Origin of the sequence: Streptomyces griseorubiginosus (assembly GCF_001514195.1) — a bacterium.
Lineage (GTDB): Bacteria > Actinomycetota > Actinomycetes > Streptomycetales > Streptomycetaceae > Streptomyces > Streptomyces griseorubiginosus.
Window position 1 is genome coordinate 263,063 of the sequence record NZ_KQ948743.1, and the last position, 17,322, is coordinate 280,384.

Sequence of the window (17,322 nt, forward strand, 5' to 3'; positions counted from 1 at the left end):
GCCGATGTGACGCATCGTCAGAGATGGGGGAAGTCTTCGCCGGGGACTTGCACCGGCGATCTTCTTAGGGTAGGCACACCTAAGTAATCTGCCGTGTGAGTGGGAACGAGGTCGTACGACGTGAACCTGAACAGACGACAAGTGCTGTGGGCCGGCGGCACAACAGGCGCGGCCATGCTGCTTGCCGCCTGCGGTGGTGGTGGCGAGTCCTCGGCCAAGTCGCCGGCGAAGGGGAACGAGAAGCCCCGGCCCGGCGGCACCCTCCGGGTGGGCGCCCTGGGCCGCGCCTCGGCCATCACCCGCGATCCGCACGGCACCCAGGCCAACGAGAGCGACTACCTGATCATCTCGCTGGTCCACGACACCCTCACCGTGCCCGGCACCAAGCCGAACACCCTCCCCCGCCTCGCCGCGCGATGGCAGGCCTCGGACGACCTCAAGACCTGGCGCTTCACCCTCGCGAAGGGTGCGAAGTTCCACGACGGCACACCGGTCACCGCCGCCGACGTCGTGTGGTCGCTCAAGCGGCTGCGCGCGACCCCCTCCGGTGCCTCCCGGCTGCCCGGCATCAAGGCCGAGAACATCAAGGCGGAGGGCGACGACACCGTGGTCCTGGTGTCCGACTACGCCAACGCCGAACTCCCCCTGCTCACCCGCCTGACGACGTTCGTCCTGAAGAAGGACACCAAGGACGCCGACCTCGGCAAGGCCCCCGGCACCGGCCCCTTCAAACTGGACTGGTTCCGCTCCGGCAACGCCCGCCTGGTCCGCAACGAGGACTGGTACGGCGGCGAGGTGCACCTCGACGCCATCGAGGTGAAGATCTTCGAGAGCCCGCAGGCGATGGCCAACGCCCTGCTGGCCGGGCAGATCGACGTGGCCTCCAACGTCGGCGCGGTCGCGGCCCGTACGGCCGAGGCACGGGACGACATCCAGATCGTGAGGCGCCCCAACGACATGGCGATGCCCATGGTCATGCGAACCGCCGACGGACCGTTCGCGGATGCGAAGGTACGGGAGGCTCTGCGGCTGGCCGTCGACCGCGAGGCCATGGTCAAGCAGGTGCTGTCCGGCTACGGCACCGTCGCCAACGACATCCTCGGCACCGGCGACCCCGCCTACGCCAAGGACATCCCGCAGCGGGCACGCGACCTGGTCAAGGCCAAGCAGCTGCTCAAGGACGCCGGATTCGACACCTCGAAGACCTACCGACTCCTGACCACCGAGGACATAGCGGGCCTCGCCGAATCGGCCACCCTGTTCGCCTCCCAGGTCCGCGAGGCCGGGGTCAAGGTCGAGGTGGTCAAGCAGGAGTCGGCCACCTTCTGGGACAAGACCTGGCTCAAGGGCGACCTGTACACGACCTACTGGGGCACCAACGACTCCGTGGTGTTCTTCGCCAGCAAGACCATGGTGTCCGACTCCGGCCAGAACGAGGCCGGCTGGAAGGACACCGCGTTCGACGCCACGTACAGGAAGGCCATGGGGACCAAGGACGCTGCGGCCCGCACCACGGTCCTCCAGGAGCTCCAGCGGATCGAGTTCGACCGGTCCGGCTATCTGCTGTGGGGCATGGCCGACGGCATCGACCTCGCGGGCGCGGCCGTGCGCGACCTGCCCACCCTGCCCGGTTACGGGCGTGTCCAGCTCGAGCAGGCATGGCTGGCACGCTGACCGGGGGCGAACCGGCCGCGGCCTCGGGGCCCCGGCCGGTTCCGGCTGCCGTCCGTACGGCCCTGTACGCGGCCGGTGTCGTCGCTCGCCGTCTCCTGCTGCTGGCCGTGCTGCTCGCCGCCGTCTTCGCCGCCGTGGAACTGCTGCCGGGCGACGCGGCCACGGCCACCTCCGAACGCGGCGAGACCGCGGCCGACCTCGCCGCGCGACGCCGACTGCTGGGCCTGGACCGACCGGTGGCGGAGCGGTTCTGGGACTGGATGACCGGCCTCCCCACCGGGGACCTGGGCACGTCCGCACGCGGGGAACCGGTCGCCGGCCTGCTGGCCCACCCGTTCCCCAACACCCTGCTGCTCGGCGGGCTCGCGCTGCTGGTGACCCTCGTGGTCTCGGTCGCGCTCGGCTGCTGGGCGGCGGCCAGGCCGGGCGGCGGGATCGACCGTACGGTGTCGGCGAGCGCCACCGGCATCCTCGCACTGCCCGAGTTCGTGGTCGCGGTCGCCCTCGTCCTCGTCTTCGCGCTGTGGACCGACTGGCTGCCCGCCGTCACCCTCACCGACGCCGACGGCTCCCCCGCCTCCTGGCGCATGCTCGTCCTGCCCGTCCTCGCCCTGGCCGTCCCGCAGATCGGCTGGAACACCAGGATCGTCCGGGCCGCACTCGCCGACGAGGCCAAGGCCCCGCACATCGAGACCGCCGTCCTCGACGGGCTGCCCCGGCACCGAATCCTCACCCACCACCTGCTGCCCGGTGCGCTGCCCACCGTCGCGGCCGGCATCGCCACCTCCACCGGCATGCTGCTGGGCGGCGCGGTCGTGGTGGAGACCATCTTCAACTATCCCGGCATCGGCTCGGTCCTGGCCGGAGCGGTCACCGACCGGGACAGCCCCGTGATCGCCGGGGTCGTCGCCGTCACCGGAGCCGTCATCACCGGAGTGCTGCTGCTCGCCGACCTCGTACGCGCCTGGGCCTCGGGAGGCCGGACATGACCGCTCTCACCGCACCCCCGGAAACACCCGCCCGAGCGGCCCTCGGCCCGGCCCGTCTCCGAGTCGCCCTCCGGGTCCTGCCGGCCCTGCTGCTCACCGCCCTCGCCCTGGCCGGACCCTGGCTCGCCCCGCACGCCATCGACGCCCCCGTCGTCGCGCCGTACGCGGAAGCCGGCGGTGAAGCCCCGCTCGGCGGCGACCAGTTGGGGCGGGACGTGCTCAGCCGTGTCCTCGCCGGAGGACGCGAGCTCGTCGTCACCTCGCTCCTGGTCGCCGTGCTGGTCACCGCGATCGCCGCCGTGCTCGGCGCGGTCAGCGCGCTGCGCCCGGCCCTCGGACGGATCGTCGAACGCACAGCCGACGTGCTGATGCTGCTGCCCGCCGTGCTCGGCATCCTGCTGGTCACCCTCTCCTGGCCGGACGGCGGACGACTCGCCGTCGTCACCGCGTCGGTCGTCCTGGGCGTCCCGTACGCGGTGCGCCTGGTCGCCGGGGCCGCCGCGCCCGTGGCCGCCTCCGGGTACGTGGAGGCGGCGGCAGTCGGCGGCGAACGGCTCGGGCACCTGGTGGTGCGGGAGGTGCTGCCCAACCTGCGGGCCACCCTGCTGGCCCTGTTCGGGCTGCGCTTCGTGGCCGCCGTGTACCTCGTCGCCACCGCCGGGTTCCTCCAGGTCGGGCCTCAACCACCGGCCGCCGACTGGGCGTTGATGATCCGGGAGAACTCCGCCGGCATCGTCCTCAACCCCTGGTCCGTCCTCGCCCCCAGCGTCGCCATCGGCCTGCTCGCCCTGAGCGTCAATCTGGCGGCCGCCGCGCTCGTCCCCCCGTCCGGCCGGAAGGCGGTCACCGCACTGTGAACCACATGCCCCACTGGTACTCCGAGGGCCGGACGGCGGACGGGGAGAGCACGGTCCGGGTCACCGGCCTGACCGTGACCGCACCGAACGGCCGACTCCTGCTGGACCGCGCCGGCCTCGAACTGGCCCCGGGACGCATCACCGCGGTCGTCGGCCCCTCCGGCTGCGGGAAGACCACCCTGCTGCGAGCCGTCGCGGGTGCCCTGCCGCCGGGCACCGAACGCACCGCGGGCAGCGTCACCGTCCTCGGCCAGGACCCGCTCGACCTCCCCGCACCGGCCCTGCGCACCCTGCGCCGCCACCGCCTCGCCTACGTCGGCCAGGACCCCGGCTCCGCCCTCAACCCGCGCATGAAGGTGCGGCGCCTGCTCGCCGAAGTCGCCGTGGACAAAAGTCCCGAGGCGATCCGGGCCCAGCTCGCCGAAGTCCGCCTGCCGGTCGACGACGGGTTGCCGGACCGCAGGATCGGTGGCCTCTCCGGCGGCCAGCAGCGCCGGGTCGCGCTCGCCCGCGCCCTGGCCCGCCGCCCCGCGGTCCTCCTCCTCGACGAACCCACGGCCGGACTCGACCCGGCCCTGCGCGACGAGATCGCCGCCCTCCTGCGCCACCTCGCGGAGAACCACCGGATAGCCATCGGCCTGTCGTGCCACGACCCGGAACTGGTGACCAGGCTCGCCGACGACGTCGTGGACCTGACCGGCCCGCGCCCCACGGACCGTCGGTCCCGCCCCGCACCCGCCCCGCGCGAGCAGGCACCCCACGACGAGCCGCCGGCCCTCGTCGCCTCGGGTCTGCACGCCGCGCATCTGCACCGCGGCCGCCGCGTCCCCGTGCTGCACGGCATCGATCTCTCTCTGGCCGCCGGAAACAGCCTCGGCGTCGTCGGCGCCTCCGGTTCCGGCAAGACGACCCTGCTGCGCACCCTCGTCGGCCTGCACCGCGCCACCGCGGGCACCGTCAGCCTGGACGGCACCCGCCTCGCGCCCTCGGCGCACGGCCGCTCCCGCGACCAGCGCCGCCGCCTCCAACTCGTGCCGCAGGACCCGTTGGGCACCCTGAACCCCAGCCGGCCCGTCGGAGCCGCTCTGCGCCGACCGCTCCTGCTGCACCGCCGGGCCGCCCGCGCCGAGGTCGCCGACCGCGTGCTGGAACTCCTGGACCAGGTCGGCCTGCCCGCCGCCTTCGCCGACCGCTACCCCCACGAACTGTCCGGCGGTCAGCGTCAACGCGTGGCGATCGCAAGGGCGTTGGCGGCCGACCCCGATGTGCTGTTCTGCGACGAGGTCACCTCGGCACTCGATGCGGACACCACCGTCGCCGTCATGGACCTGCTCACGGACCTGCGTGACCGGCGTGGCCTGTCCCTGGTCCTGGTCAGCCACGACCTGCGCCTGGTCGCCGACCGGACGGACACCCTCGCCGTGCTGTCCGAGGGCCGGGTCGTGGAGTCAGGCCCCACGACCCGGTTGTTCACCTCGCCGTCCCACCCCGTGACCACGGCACTGGCCACGGGGACACTGCTCGGCGGTTGACGTGACGGGCGACCGGCGTGCAGATCCCGAGCAGGACGCACCCGGTCGGCCCAAGTCGATGCGGGTGCGCTACTCGGGACGCGATCCCACGGAACGTCCGCGGAGGACCGCGAACACCGCCGCCCCCAGCCCCAGCACGCCTACGACCAGTCCGGCGACGCCGATCCCCCGGGCCGTCGAGTCGCTGCTCGACGCGGACGGGGTCCCGCTGACCGCATTCTTCGCGGTGACCGGGACGGAATCGGCCGGGTCGGCGTCCTTGGCGGTGAGCTTCAGGACCGGCGCCGGGTTCTCCGGCTCGTCGTCGCCGGCGGTGGCCTGCTCGATCCAGCGCACGGTCTTGCCGTCGGAGTAGGTCTGCAAGGTCTTGAAGGCGAGTTGCCCGGTGTCGTCGGGCAGCTGCCCGAACGCGACGTCGAAGTCCTCGAACTGCCCGGCCCCGATGCGGCCGCCGGTCCAGGTGATCTCGGAGACGGCGTCGGTGATGGTGCCGTCGTCGGTCTTGACCGGCGTCTTGAGCTTGGTGGTCGTCACCTTGGCGCTCCAGCCGTCCCGCGGGGAGACGAGCACGCCGAGGACGGGATGGTCGGTGGGCAGGTAGACCTGCACCTTCGTGGTGCTCGCGGTGTCCTCCTCGTTGGGCACACGGAAGGTCAGGACACCGTCGGTGGCGCCCTTGGCGTAGCTCTCGGGGTGGACCGTGACATGCGCGGAGGCGACGCCGGCGGCGGCCAGGACGCCTACAGCGGCGAGGGTGGTTGCGGCGCCCGCGCGGCGCAGAGTGGTGCGTGCGGTGGACATGGCTGAGTGGATCTCCGTACGTGCTGCAAGGGATGTCGGGTCAGAGGGCGTACGACATCCCCGTCGGCGGTCCCCGCCGGTGCACGGCGTGACGCAGCCGTACGGGCCGCGGCGACCATGCCTCCCCGACCGCGGGGCGTACGATCCCGGGCGGGGTCGGCCTGCCCCGCCCGTCCCTCACCAAAGACCACCAGGCGACGAGCCCGGGCACGCAGGCCACCGCCCGCCGCAGCAGGGACCACACCGCGGCCTCACCGCGTCTGAGCCACCAGGTCAGTACGACGGCCGCGGCGAGGTGGGCGGCGGTGGCGTGCGGGGTGAGCGCGTGCGCGGCGAGTGCGTGCCCGGTGAGCGTGTGCGGTGGGGCCATCCGCATGCCGGCGTGCGTGGAAGCCGTGCGCATCCCGGAGTGCGCGGCGGTCGCGGCATTCGGCCGCAGGGCGTCGAAGGCGAGATGCAAGCCTCCCTGGGCCGCCACCGTGGCGCCGCCGATGCCGAGGAACGACCGCTCCCGCCCAGCCAGCGCGCAGCCCGCGACGAACACGGGAACGCTTGCGGCGACCTGGCTCCACACCGGTGGGGCCATCCCCGTGGCCAGGGCGTGCCCGCCGGCCGCCAACAGCACGCAGAGCACGGCGAACACGGCCGCGCGGAGACTCCGCACGCCGGCGGACGCGACAGCGCGGTGGGACGACGTGTCTCCTCGCTCGCGCATGCGCATCACCACCTGCGGCCTTCCGTGTTCGACCCGGCGTCCTTGTTACGGGGCGGACGTGCGCATCGTTCAGATCCCGCCGTCCGACACGGGCCTGGGCCTCCGCGGCCGGACTCGGGGTGAGCCATGTCGCATCGGCACCGGTCGGACTTGCTATGCAACGAGTTGCATAGCACGATCGTCGGCATGGCGCTCGAACACGCGATCCTGGTGTCGCTCCTGGAGAAGCCCGGGTCCGGCTATGAGCTGGCCCGGCGTTTCGAGCGGTCCATCGGCTACTTCTGGACCGCGACCCACCAGCAGATCTATCGCGTGCTCAAGCGCATGGAGAACGACGGCTGGGTCGCCGCACGTGACGTCCCGCAGCACGGACGGCCGGACAAGAAGGAGTACTCCGTCGCCGACCTCGGCCGGGCCGCACTGTCCTCGTGGCTGCACGATCCGATCGAGCCCGACAGCGTTCGCCACGACCTGGCGGTGAAGATCCGCGGTGCCGCCTTCGACGACCCCACCGCCCTGATCCAGGAGGTGGAGCGGCACCGGCAGGCACACCGGGACCGGCTCGCGCACTACCTGGCCGGTGAGCAGCGCGACTTCCCCGCGCCCGGGACGAAACCCGCGCCGCCGGACACACCGCTCGACGCGGAGACAGAGCTCCAGCACGTCGTCCTGCGCGGTGGCATCGCCTACGAGCGGATGATGATCGGCTGGCTCGACGACGTGCTCGCCACGCTGGCCCGCTTCGGCCCGGCCGGCCGTGCTCGCTGACGCACCCCAAGTCCCCAGACCTCTCCCTTTGTCCGACGTCCCCATCTCCCTAGGAGTCCTCACCATGGCCGACCAGCTCCTCTTCAACCCCCGCACGTACGACCCCGCGCACTTCGACGCCGAGACGCGCCGCCTGCTGCGGGCCACCGTCGACTGGTTCGAGGAGCGGGGCAAGCGGCAGCTGATCGAGGACTACCGCACGCGCGCGTGGCTCGGTGACTTCCTCGGGTTCGCCGCGAAGGAGAACCTGTTCGCCACCTTCCTGACCCCCTCCTCCGCCGCCGGTGCAGGCGAGGCGGACAAGCGGTGGGACACCGCCAGGATCGCCGCGCTCAACGAGATCCTCGGCTTCTACGGCCTGGACTACTGGTACGCCTGGCAGGTCACCATCCTCGGCCTGGGCCCCGTCTGGCAGAGCGACAACGCCGCCGCCCGCGAGCGCGCCGCCCAACTCCTCGCCCAGGGTGAGGTGTTCGCGTTCGGTCTGTCGGAGAAGACGCACGGCGCCGACATCTACTCCACCGACATGCTGCTGGAGCCCGACGGTGACGGCGGCTTCCGCGCCACCGGCTCCAAGTACTACATAGGCAACGGCAATGCCGCGGGTCTCGTCTCCGTCTTCGGCCGCCGCACCGATGTGGACGGCCCGGACGGCTACGTGTTCTTCGCCGCCGACAGCCGCCACCCGGCGTACCACCTGGTCAAGAACGTCGTCGACTCGTCCAAGTTCGTGAGCGAGTTCCGCCTGGAGGACTATCCCGTACGGGCCGAGGACGTCCTGCACACCGGCCGGACCGCTTTCGACGCGGCGCTCAACACCGTCAACGTCGGCAAGTTCAACCTGTGCACGGCCTCGATCGGCATCTGCGAGCACGCGATGTACGAGGCGGTCACCCACGCCCACAACCGTGTCCTGTACGGCCGTCCCGTCACCGCATTCCCGCATGTGCGCCGCGAGTTGACCGACGCCTACGTGAGGCTCGTCGGGATGAAGCTGTTCAGCGACCGCGCCGTGGACTACTTCCGCAGCGCCGGGCCGGAGGACCGCCGCTACCTGCTCTTCAACCCGATGACGAAGATGAAGGTGACCACGGAGGGCGAGAAGGTCATCGACCTGATGTGGGACGTCATCGCCGCCAAGGGCTTCGAGAAGGACAACTACTTCGCCCAGGCGGCGGTGGAGATCCGCGGGCTGCCGAAGCTGGAGGGCACGGTCCACGTCAACCTGGCGCTGATCCTGAAGTTCATGCGCAGCCACCTGCTCGACCCGGCGTCCTACCCCGACGTGCCGACCCGTCTCGACGCGGCCGACGACTCCTTCCTGTTCCGGCAGGGGCCGGCTCGCGGTCTGGGCTCGGTGCGCTTCCACGACTGGCGTCCGGCCTTCGAGGCGTACGCGCACCTGCCGAACGTGGCCCGGCTGCGCGAACAGGCCGACGCGCTCTGCGAGTTCGTCACCACCGCGGCCCCGGACGAGGAGCAGAGCCGCGACCTCGACCTCCTCCTCGCCGTCGGTCAGCTCTTCGCGCTGGTCGTCCACGCCCAGCTCGTCCTGGAACAGGCCCGCCTCACCCGTCTCGACGAAGACGTGCTCGACGAACTCTTCGCCGTCCTCGTCAGGGACTTCTCCTCCCACGCCGTCGAACTGCACGGCAAGGACTCGGCGACCCCGCAACAGCAGGAGTGGGCGCTGGGCGCGGTCCGGCGGCCGGTCGTAGCGCCCGAACGCACCGAGCGGGTCTGGCAGCGGGTCGAGTCCCTGTCCGGCGCGTACGAGATGGCCCAGTAGGACCCCTGAGCTGTACCCCTAATCGGTCGGACGGCGGAGCCCTGTCGCTCGCCGCCGACCGATCGCCGCACGACCGCGTCGGCGAGGGCGCCGCTTCGCCGACGCCCTACACGGCCCCGTCGGGCGGGAGTTCGGTGTGGAGGCGGATCGTGGTGCCGGTCTTCGGGGTGGAGCGGATCTCGACCATGTCGCACAGTTGGTGCACGAGCCACAGTCCCCGTCCGCCCATCTGTGTGTGGGGCGGCTTGGAGCGGCCCACCAGGGGATCGCTGATGTAGCCGGCGTCCCAGAACTCGCACACCAGGCGGCGGTTCTCGGTCCAGGTGCGCAGGACGCCCTGGCCGCCGCCGTAACGGATGCTGTTCGCGGCCACCTCGGTGGCGGCGAGGTGGAGTTCGCGCAGCCGGTGACCCTGCAGACCCAGCTGTTCGGCGCAGGCGGTGATCTTGTCCCGCAGGGCGGGAAGGTCACCGGTCGAATAGGCGAACTCGTCGTAGGGATCGCAGGGATGGGTCAGCGGGACGAAGTCGAACGGCGCCTGCGGGTCGAAGTCGGTGGAGGGTGTGGTGCGGCCGTCAGCGCGGATCTCCGGGTGGCAGCGCGCCATCTGCTCGACGGCCGCCTGCTCACCGGCCAGGTCGTACGGGCACAGCAGCCACCAGGCCGGGCCGTCGGCGAAGGCCTTGTTCAGCAGCCACTCGTGGTAGCGCAGCTCCTCCACCTCGGAGGGAGAGCGGGCCTCCGCCCAGGGCGACTCACCGATCCCGCGAACGAGCCGCCCCTGCGCCGTGTACTCCCTGATCCATTCCTGCCAGGCCCCGATGAGCCGCCCCGGATGGTGCGCCAGCGGGCTGGTGTCGACGTACTGCACCGCTCCGTCGTCGGGGACCTCGGCGCGCAGCAGGGTGGCCTTGCTCTCGGGGACGGCCACCACCACGGCCTCGCCGCCGTCCAGCGCCTCCTGGATGAAGCCCACGGTGCCCTCGAGGAACTCCTCCCCGGAACGGTACGGGTACAGCTCGTGCCGGTATCCCTCACCCGGGGGCGGAGTGTCGGTACGGGGAGGGGAGGAGGTCACGGCGTCATCACCACCGGAATCGAAGGGTCTGCGAAGCCGGTCAGCTCCCAGGCCAGGCGTACGGTCTTGTTCGTCCCCTCCAGCACCACCTTGCGGTCCGGCAGGCAGCGGGCCGCGTCGGCGAGTGAACTCATTCCGGCGGCGTCGAGGAAGTCCAGGCCGTGGCAGAGCAGGCGTACCGTCGCCGCCTGGGAGAGCAGGGTGCGCAGGATGGCGCCGAAAGCGGGGGCGCCCTCGGCGTCGACGACCCCGGTCAGGGTCCAGCCGTCCTTGCCGGTCCGGTAGACGTGGAAGGCGGGTGACGCCGGACGGCCGCCCAGGTGCTGCGGATGCACGCAGGTCGCCCGCTCGGGCGCGGGCGCGCTCTCCTGACCGCACTGATAGGCGCAGACCACCAGAGCACCGCTGTCCGCGGCGAACTCCTCGAGGTCGAGCTCGCTGCGCAACAGCTGCTCCGCGTCGACCGGGGGCCCGTCGCAGGTCACGTGGTGCAGGACACGCAGCGATCGGTATCCCTCACGCTCCGCGCTCGCGGCCTCGCGCCGCACCGCGGAGATCAGGGAGCCGTTCAGCCGGGCGGGGTCGAGCACGACCGGGGCGAAGGCCGCGGTGGTGCGGGTGAGCGGTCCGACGATCAGTACCTTGTCGCCGAAGAGTTCACCGTCCGAGACGAAGGCCCTGCTGCGGTCCCACACGTCGTCCGCGGGATCCAGCAGCTGCAGGACGTGGTCACCGGAGCCGACCTCGTCGAGTGCCGCCAACGTGCGCGTCGCTCGCACCCCAACCTCCCCTCACCTCATGTTCACCCTACTCAACGGCACGTCTTCCCTCCTGCCCTCCTGCCCGAAGCAACTGGTGGCACACCTGACGGAAAGGGGTCGCAGCTCGATGAGGTCCAGGACGAGCAGAGCGGCCGCGGTGTATCGATCGCCGAATGGGGGCGCCCGGCGCCACTGATCGACAGGAGCAACCGGCGCAGCGTCCGGGCAAGGAGCAAGCGCCGAGGTGAGGGGCCTCGGCGGACCGGGGGTCTGGTGTTGACTGTGCACGTGTCGAAGGACGATGACTACGCCAGGGCCAGCCGGCGACTGACCATGTGGGGCTGCCTTGCCGGGCTAGCTGTAGCGCTGGCCATTCCGGTATTGCTGGTGGTGACCGTGCTGCTTCTCGGGATGCCGCGCCCCTGAGAGCCGTTCCCCTTTTGCGCTGGGGCCGCGTCCGTCGTGGCTCCCCGACCGGCCGCCGCGAAGTGGACCGCGGAGGTCGACGCCCGCATCAAGGAGCCGTCGTGCCGTCCGTGGCCTCGCCGGGGTCCCAGCCGCCGACCCCGCGCACCTACCCGCTGGCACCGGGCGCTGGAAACCGCGGGGAGAACGCGGCCTGCGGACCGAACTCGAAGGGACCGCCCGGAGCGTCATCCACCGCCAACCCGACGAGGGCACCCGCAACCCGCTGAAATTGGTTCACCCGCTCCACCCGCCCCCACGCGCACGTTCCCCCCTTCCACCGCGTGCCTACGCCTCTTCATCGCCGCCCAGCGAACCGTTCCGGCCAGATGGGTGATGTTTGCCTGCAATACGCACACAGAACACCTTCAAGGGAACGCCGACCGCGTTTTGTCCCTCCTTCTGTGCATAGGAACCTTGCACGGCCAGGAAAGTCAGGGACTGACATGGGTTTGACCAGTCGAACGACCGTCTACACGCTGGTGGCGTTGGCCGCCCTGTGTGTCGCGTTGCTGGTCTGGTTGTGGCCTCGCTTCGCGAAACCGGGGCTGTGGCATGTACTGGGGCGGCTCGGAGCCATCGGCGTGACGCAGCTCATGATCGTCGCGGCGTTCGCGTGCGGGGTGAACTCCTCGTATCAGTTCTTCGGCTCCTGGAACGAACTCTTCGGCAACGGCGACACCGCTCCCGTCGGCGTGACGCAGGCGATGGGAGGCGGCGGCGACGCGGTCACCGGCATCAGCGACGTCCACGGCGCCCTCGTACAGCCCTTCCACGACTCGCAGCTCAACCAGGTCAGCGGGCTCCCCGACGGGCCGCCCGCGGTCACCGGACGGGTCGAGTCGGTCAAGATCATCGGGCGTCGCACCGGCGTCGTCGATCCGGCGTTCGTGTATCTGCCCCCGCAGTACTTCCAGCCGGCGTACCACCGCATGCGCTTCCCGGTGATCGTCGCGCTCAGCGGCTATCCGGGCAGCATCTTCAACCTCGCGCAGCATCTGCGTGTCTCGCAGACCGCCGGGGAACTCCAGCACCAGGGCAAGATGCAGCCGACGATCATGGTGATGATCCGGCCCACGATCGCCCCGCCGCGCGACACCGAGTGCGTGAACGTCCCCGGCGGTCCGCAGACCGAGACGTTCCTCGCGAAGGACCTGCCGCAGGCGATCAGGTCCGCCTACCGGGCCGGCCACTACGCCGGCTCCTGGGGCGTCATGGGGTACTCCTCGGGCGGCAGCTGCGCCCTCCAGCTCACCATGCGCAACCCCGGGGTCTACACCACGGCCGCGGCCCTCTCCCCCGACTACCGGGTCAAGGACGACCCCACGACCGGGAACCTGTTCGGCTCCGGCCCGGGCCGGCAGGCCCGCATCGACGGCCACGACCTGATGTGGCGTCTGAAGCACCTGCCCGCTCCCCAGGTCTCGGTCCTGGTCGCCAACAGCAAGCACGGCGAGAAGGGCTACCCGCAGACCCAGGCCTTCATCAAGGCGGTCAAGGCACCGATGCGGGTCGTGTCGATACTGCCCGAGAGCGGCAGCCACAACTTCCCCACCTGGGTGCGGGAGATGCCGGCCGCGCTGACGTGGATGAACGACCAACTCACGTTCCCGCAGGACGTCGTACCCCGGGTCCACCCCAAGCGGACCACCGAGGCGGACGGCACGCCCAAGCCGGGGTCCAAGTCGAAGCACGACCCGCTGCGCGCCGAGGGCACCGAACCGCGGGAGCCCGCCGCCTCGTCGCGCCCGGCCCACTGAGCGGCCCGCGCGCGACGCCGATCAACAGCATTGGCCTGTAGTGGCGGTACGGGAAGCCCCCCGAAGTCTTGACGGCTGCGGGGGGTGACCCTACGGTCCCTACACCACCACACGATCGGTCCGCCGCCCGAAACATTCGCACCCGAGGGAGCGCTCCCACACCCCCGACCGAGCCGCCACGCGCCACACAGCGCTCTCCTCTCCCCCCACGCGCCCCCTGCCCGCTCGACAACCCCTGCTTGGTCCCCTGCCGGGGCGCCGTTCCACGACAACGCGACGAAACTTTCGATCTCTTGCGAGAGATCGTCGCGTCAGCGAGGCGCGGACGAGAAAGCACCCGTCAGAGCCGAGTCAGCAGGAGGAGCAATGTCGTCGCACCGGAGCGGTTCCGGCAGCACAGGGCCACAGATCCCCGCCGGCAGCACAGAGCCACAATCCCCCAGTCGCCGGGCAGTCCTGGCGACCATGGGCGCCCTCCCGGTCCTCGCCGCGACCACGACCCCGGCCGTGGGAGCGCCACGGAGCCCGTCCCTCGCGGCGGCCGCCGTGACCGTCGACCCGTCGGCGACCCGGCAGACGATCCGGGGGTTCGGCGGCATGAACCACCCGCTGTGGATCGGCGACCTGACGGCCGCGCAGCGGGAGACGGCCTTCGGCAACGGCGACGGACAGCTCGGGTTCTCCGTGCTGAGAATCTTCGTCTCGGAGGACCGCGCGAACTGGAGCCGCGAGGTCGCGACGGCGAAGCGGGCGGTCGAGCTCGGCGCCACCGTCTTCGCCTCCCCGTGGAATCCCCCGGCGCAGATGGTCGAGACCTTCACGCACGGCTCGCAGACCAATGCGAAGCGACTGCGCTCCTCCATGTACGGCGCCTACGCGCAGCACCTGAACGACTTCGTCACCTTCATGCGGAACAACGGCGTGAACCTGTACGCCATCTCGGTGCAGAACGAGCCCGACTACGCCCAGGACTGGACGTGGTGGACCCCGGCCGAGATGACCAGGTTCCTGCGGGAGAACGCCGGCTCGATCAGCACGAAGGTCATCGCGCCCGAGTCCTTCCAGTACGTCAAGAGCTTCTCGGACCCGATCCTCAACGACCCGGCGGCCCTGGCCAACATGGACATCCTCGGGGCGCACCTGTACGGCACCTCGTTCCAGAACTTCCCCTACCCCCTCTTCAAGCAGAAGGGGGCGGGCAAGGAGCTGTGGATGACCGAGGTCTACTACCCCAACAGCAGTGACTCGGCCGACCTCTGGCCGCAGGCCCTGGACGTCGGCGAGCACGTACACCGCGCGCTGGTGGACGCCGAGTTCCAGGCGTACGTGTGGTGGTACATCCGGCGCGGCTACGGCCCCATGCGGGAGGACGGGCAGATCAGCAAGCGCGGTGCCGCCATGGCGCACTTCGCCAAGTACGTCCGCCCTGGGCACGTACGGATCGCGGTGACCGCGAACCCGCAGTCCAACGTCTACCTCTCGGCGTACAGGGGAAGCGGCTCGCGCCTGGTCATCGTGGCCGTCAACAAGGGGACCTCGTCGGTGAGTCAGCAGTTCACCCTGGTCAACAACGCCTCGACCGGCGTGTCCTCCTGGCTGACGGACGGGAGCAGGAACCTCGCCGCACAGAGCCGGATCACCGTGTCCAACGGGTCGTTCACCGCGCAACTTCCCGCGCGGAGCCTGACGACGTTCGTGACCGGGTGAGGCATCCCCTGCGCACCCCCGCCGCCCGGGTCCCGAAGGACCCGGGCGGCGGGTGACGTTCTGTGTGTCAGGTACGGCTGTCAGGGCGTCAGCTGCCAGCGTGCGATGTACCCGACGTCGATGGACGCCAGGTCGCGCACCCGCAACTTCCATGTCCCGTTCAGCGGTTGAGCGGAGGCGTTGACCGTGAAGGTCTGGTCCACGTTGTCGGCGGAGCCGCCGCTGCGGTTGAGCAGGGAGTAGACGGTGCCGTTCGGGCCGACGAGGTCGACGGTCAGGTCACCGCGGTAGGTGTGGACGATGTTGACGTAGACCTTGGTGGTCGCGGAGGCGTTGCCCTCGCGGCCGGTGATGGTCACCGGGGACTCCACGGCCGGCCCGTTGTCGGGGATGTCCACGCGGGTGGTGTTGGCGTAGACGTAGGCGATCTGCCAGCTGAAGGTGTCCGTGGCGCTCGCCCCGGTGCCGTCGGTCACCGTGACGGTGACGTCGCTCGTGCCGAGGGTGGTCGGGGTGCCGCTGATCAGACCGCCCGGGCTGACGGTCAGGCCCTCGGGCAGGCCGGTGACCTCGTACGTCAGCGGGGATCCGGTGTTGGTGGTGTAGGCGTCGAGCTGGAGGTTCACCACCTGGTTGACGCCGCTGACCTGGTCGGCGACCGGGGCGAGGTTGACGCCGAGGGCGATGCGGTTGCCCACGTTGATCGCGGCCCAGGAGTCGGCGACGGCGAGGTACGTCGGGCTGTACGCGCCGAACAGGTCGGCCGCGGCGGACAGGGTGGCGGTGCGGGCGCCCGCGTAGTCGGTCGTCGAGGTCATGTACGTCGTCAGCGCGCGGTACCAGATCGCCGCGGCGTTCTCGATGCCGATGCCGGTGACGGGGCGGCCGTCGTAGGTCGGGCTGTCGTAGGAGACGCCGTTGACGGTCTTGGCTCCGCTGCCCTCGGAGAGCAGGTAGAAGAAGTGGTTCGCGGGGCCGGAGGAGTAGTGGACGTCGACACTGCCCAGGGTGGAGCTCCAACTGTCGCGCGAGGAGCCGTCCTTGGAGGGCTTGTCCATGTAACGCAGCGGCGTGCCGTTGCCGTTGATGTCGATCTTCTCGCCGACGAGGTAGTCCCCGGGGTCGGCCGGGAGGTTCTCGTGGAACTCGACCGCCGCGGCGAAGATGTCGGAGGTCGCCTCGTTCAGGCCGCCGGACTCGCCCGAGTAGACCAGGCCCGCGGTGGCGGCGGTGACGCCGTGGCTCATCTCGTGGGCGGCCACGTCCAGGGCGGTCAGCGGGTGGGTGTTGCCCGAGCCGTCGCCGTACGTCATGCAGAAGCAGGAGTCCTGCCAGAAGGCGTTGACGTAGTTGCTGCCGTAGTGGGCACGGCTGTAGGCGGCGACACCGTCGTTGCGTATGCCGTTGCGGCCGTAGGCCTCCTTGTAGAAGTCCCAGGTGGCCGCGGCACCGAAGGCCACGTCGACGCCGGCGGTCTGGCGGTTGGAGGGCAGACCGTTGCCCCAGACATCGTTGTCGTCCGTGAACAGGGTGCCGGTGCCCGAGGTGCCCTGGTTCAGGTCGTAGGTCTTGTGCCCGGCGCGGTCGGGGTCGGTGAGCTGGTACGTCGATCCCGACTGGGTGGTGCCGAGCGGGACCGTGCCGACGTACTGTCCGGTGCCCTCGCCGGTGTGCACCTTCTCGGCGGACAGCAGCTGCTTGCCGGTGTCGGCGTCGGTGACGACCTGGAGCTCGCTGGGCGTGCCGTCCGGCTGGACTCCCTCGACGACGGTCTCCCAGGCCAGCACGGGCTTGCCGCTGCCGGCCCAGACGACCAGGCGGGAGGCGTTCTCCACTGCGGCGCCGGTGACCTTGTCCTGCTTCGATGCGGCGAGGGCCTTGGCGGCGGCGCCCGAGGCCGCGATCCTCGGGCTGAACGAGGGCAGGGTCAGCCGCGCCGCGTTGGCCCGGGTGACGGTCGTACGGCCGGCGTCCTCGTGCACGACGAGGTCGCCGCCGAGGACGGGCAGCCCGGCGAGGGTGCGCTCGTAGCGGGTGTGGGTGGTGCCGTCGGTGTCCTTGACGACGTCCTTGACGACCAGCTTCTCCTGGGCGCCGAGGCCGATGCGCCGGGCCGTGCCGGTCGCCGCCGACTGCGCGCTCCTGATCAGGGCGGCGCGGCGGGTGGGGGTGAGGGCGGTCTGGGTGGCGCCGGTCCGGGGGGTGGCGGTGATCTTCGCGGGGGCCGGCTTCGCGGGGGCCGCGGTGGCCAGGCCGGGGGCCGCCAGGGCGAGGAGTGAGCCTATGGCCGTGAGGGCGAGGCCGGTGGCGCGTCTGCGCCGCGTCAGGGCGCGGTGGTGCTGGGGCAACGGGGCTCCTTCAGTACGACGTCCGGCCCCTGGTGGGGGCCGTTGAGGAGACGGACGGGCGAGGTACGCCGGTCCGGA

The 17,322-nt window shown here is 71.1% G+C and carries 14 protein-coding genes and 1 pseudogene; 9 read left to right on the forward strand and 6 right to left on the reverse strand.

Translation table 11 applies throughout. The features are described 5' to 3' along the window. The first annotated feature begins 120 nt into the window (after positions 1-120). From AQJ54_RS34680 to AQJ54_RS34695, 4 genes are read left to right on the forward strand one after another with little or no spacing between them, the layout of a single operon-like run. Positions 121-1,674 (forward strand): ABC transporter substrate-binding protein, encoded by a 1,554-nt coding sequence (locus AQJ54_RS34680; protein ID WP_062244212.1) that lies wholly within the window; start codon positions 121-123, stop codon positions 1,672-1,674. Further along, positions 1,659-2,663 (forward strand): ABC transporter permease, encoded by a 1,005-nt coding sequence (locus AQJ54_RS34685; protein ID WP_062244215.1) that lies wholly within the window; start codon positions 1,659-1,661, stop codon positions 2,661-2,663. The genes AQJ54_RS34680 and AQJ54_RS34685 overlap by 16 nt, the downstream gene beginning before the upstream one ends. After that, positions 2,660-3,520: an ABC transporter permease gene (locus tag AQJ54_RS34690; RefSeq protein WP_062244218.1), complete on the forward strand. Its 861-nt coding sequence runs from the start codon at positions 2,660-2,662 to the stop codon at positions 3,518-3,520. The genes AQJ54_RS34685 and AQJ54_RS34690 overlap by 4 nt, the downstream gene beginning before the upstream one ends. Continuing rightward, positions 3,517-5,052, forward strand: a complete 1,536-nt coding sequence (locus AQJ54_RS34695) for an ABC transporter ATP-binding protein (protein WP_062244221.1) — start codon at positions 3,517-3,519, stop codon at positions 5,050-5,052. Before AQJ54_RS34690 ends, AQJ54_RS34695 begins: the two co-directional genes overlap by 4 nt. Before the next feature lie 69 nt (positions 5,053-5,121). Here the strand turns inward: AQJ54_RS34695 and AQJ54_RS34700 are convergent, their stop codons facing one another. Both AQJ54_RS34700 and AQJ54_RS45295 read right to left on the reverse strand, forming a co-directional pair. Continuing rightward, positions 5,122-5,853, reverse strand: a complete 732-nt coding sequence (locus tag AQJ54_RS34700; RefSeq protein WP_062244224.1) for a YcnI family copper-binding membrane protein — start codon at positions 5,851-5,853, stop codon at positions 5,122-5,124. A 40-nt stretch (positions 5,854-5,893) separates the two neighbouring features. Then, entirely contained in the window at positions 5,894-6,568 is a 675-nt protein-coding gene (locus AQJ54_RS45295) for a hypothetical protein (RefSeq protein ID WP_169808260.1), read from the reverse strand. A 186-nt stretch (positions 6,569-6,754) separates the two neighbouring features. Here AQJ54_RS45295 and AQJ54_RS34710 point away from each other — a divergent pair, with 186 nt between their 5' ends. Both AQJ54_RS34710 and AQJ54_RS34715 read left to right on the forward strand, forming a co-directional pair. Continuing rightward, positions 6,755-7,336, forward strand: coding sequence for a PadR family transcriptional regulator (locus AQJ54_RS34710; protein WP_062030959.1), 582 nt, complete (start codon positions 6,755-6,757; stop codon positions 7,334-7,336). Between the two features lie 64 nt (positions 7,337-7,400). Next, positions 7,401-9,125, forward strand: a complete 1,725-nt coding sequence (locus tag AQJ54_RS34715) for an acyl-CoA dehydrogenase family protein (protein WP_062244227.1) — start codon at positions 7,401-7,403, stop codon at positions 9,123-9,125. A 106-nt stretch (positions 9,126-9,231) separates the two neighbouring features. Here AQJ54_RS34715 and AQJ54_RS34720 read toward each other — a convergent pair whose 3' ends face one another. Both AQJ54_RS34720 and AQJ54_RS34725 read right to left on the reverse strand, forming a co-directional pair. Next, positions 9,232-10,203: a sensor histidine kinase gene (locus AQJ54_RS34720; protein WP_062244229.1), complete on the reverse strand. Its 972-nt coding sequence runs from the start codon at positions 10,201-10,203 to the stop codon at positions 9,232-9,234. Next, positions 10,200-10,982, reverse strand: a complete 783-nt coding sequence (locus AQJ54_RS34725) for an MEDS domain-containing protein (protein ID WP_062244233.1) — start codon at positions 10,980-10,982, stop codon at positions 10,200-10,202. Before AQJ54_RS34725 ends, AQJ54_RS34720 begins: the two co-directional genes overlap by 4 nt. 270 nt (positions 10,983-11,252) lie before the next feature. Between AQJ54_RS34725 and AQJ54_RS45830 the strand changes: the two genes are divergently transcribed. After that, positions 11,253-11,390 carry a hypothetical protein gene (locus AQJ54_RS45830; RefSeq protein WP_159055592.1) on the forward strand — a complete coding sequence of 46 codons (138 nt, stop codon included), beginning with the start codon at positions 11,253-11,255 and terminating at the stop codon, positions 11,388-11,390. Between the two features lie 23 nt (positions 11,391-11,413). Here the strand turns inward: AQJ54_RS45830 and AQJ54_RS46980 are convergent. Then, a pseudogene (locus tag AQJ54_RS46980) lies at positions 11,414-11,670 on the reverse strand (ADP-ribosylglycohydrolase family protein); the annotation flags it as partial. Between the two features lie 205 nt (positions 11,671-11,875). Between AQJ54_RS46980 and AQJ54_RS34730 the strand changes: the two are divergent. Next, positions 11,876-13,189 (forward strand): alpha/beta hydrolase, encoded by a 1,314-nt coding sequence (locus tag AQJ54_RS34730; RefSeq protein WP_062244236.1) that lies wholly within the window; start codon positions 11,876-11,878, stop codon positions 13,187-13,189. A gap of 465 nt (positions 13,190-13,654) precedes the next feature. Beyond that, positions 13,655-14,896 carry a glucuronoarabinoxylan endo-1,4-beta-xylanase XynC gene (gene xynC / locus AQJ54_RS34735; protein ID WP_248845495.1) on the forward strand — a complete coding sequence of 414 codons (1,242 nt, stop codon included), beginning with the start codon at positions 13,655-13,657 and terminating at the stop codon, positions 14,894-14,896. Between the two features lie 80 nt (positions 14,897-14,976). Here the strand turns inward: xynC and AQJ54_RS34740 are convergent, their stop codons facing one another. After that, positions 14,977-17,244, reverse strand: a complete 2,268-nt coding sequence (locus AQJ54_RS34740) for a M4 family metallopeptidase (RefSeq protein ID WP_062244242.1) — start codon at positions 17,242-17,244, stop codon at positions 14,977-14,979. Positions 17,245-17,322: the final 78 nt, after the last annotated feature.

Coding starts and splice junctions, on each gene's coding strand:
- AQJ54_RS34690 (WP_062244218.1), top strand. CDS start 2,660: ATGACCGCTCTCACCGCACCCCCGGAAACACCCGCCCGAGCGGCCCTC.
- AQJ54_RS34700 (WP_062244224.1), bottom strand. CDS start 5,853: ATGTCCACCGCACGCACCACTCTGCGCCGCGCGGGCGCCGCAACCACC.
- AQJ54_RS34730 (WP_062244236.1), top strand. CDS start 11,876: ATGGGTTTGACCAGTCGAACGACCGTCTACACGCTGGTGGCGTTGGCC.
- AQJ54_RS34715 (WP_062244227.1), top strand. CDS start 7,401: ATGGCCGACCAGCTCCTCTTCAACCCCCGCACGTACGACCCCGCGCAC.
- AQJ54_RS34685 (WP_062244215.1), top strand. CDS start 1,659: ATGGCTGGCACGCTGACCGGGGGCGAACCGGCCGCGGCCTCGGGGCCC.
- AQJ54_RS34710 (WP_062030959.1), top strand. CDS start 6,755: ATGGCGCTCGAACACGCGATCCTGGTGTCGCTCCTGGAGAAGCCCGGG.
- AQJ54_RS45295 (WP_169808260.1), bottom strand. CDS start 6,568: ATGCGCGAGCGAGGAGACACGTCGTCCCACCGCGCTGTCGCGTCCGCC.
- xynC (WP_248845495.1), top strand. CDS start 13,655: ATGGGCGCCCTCCCGGTCCTCGCCGCGACCACGACCCCGGCCGTGGGA.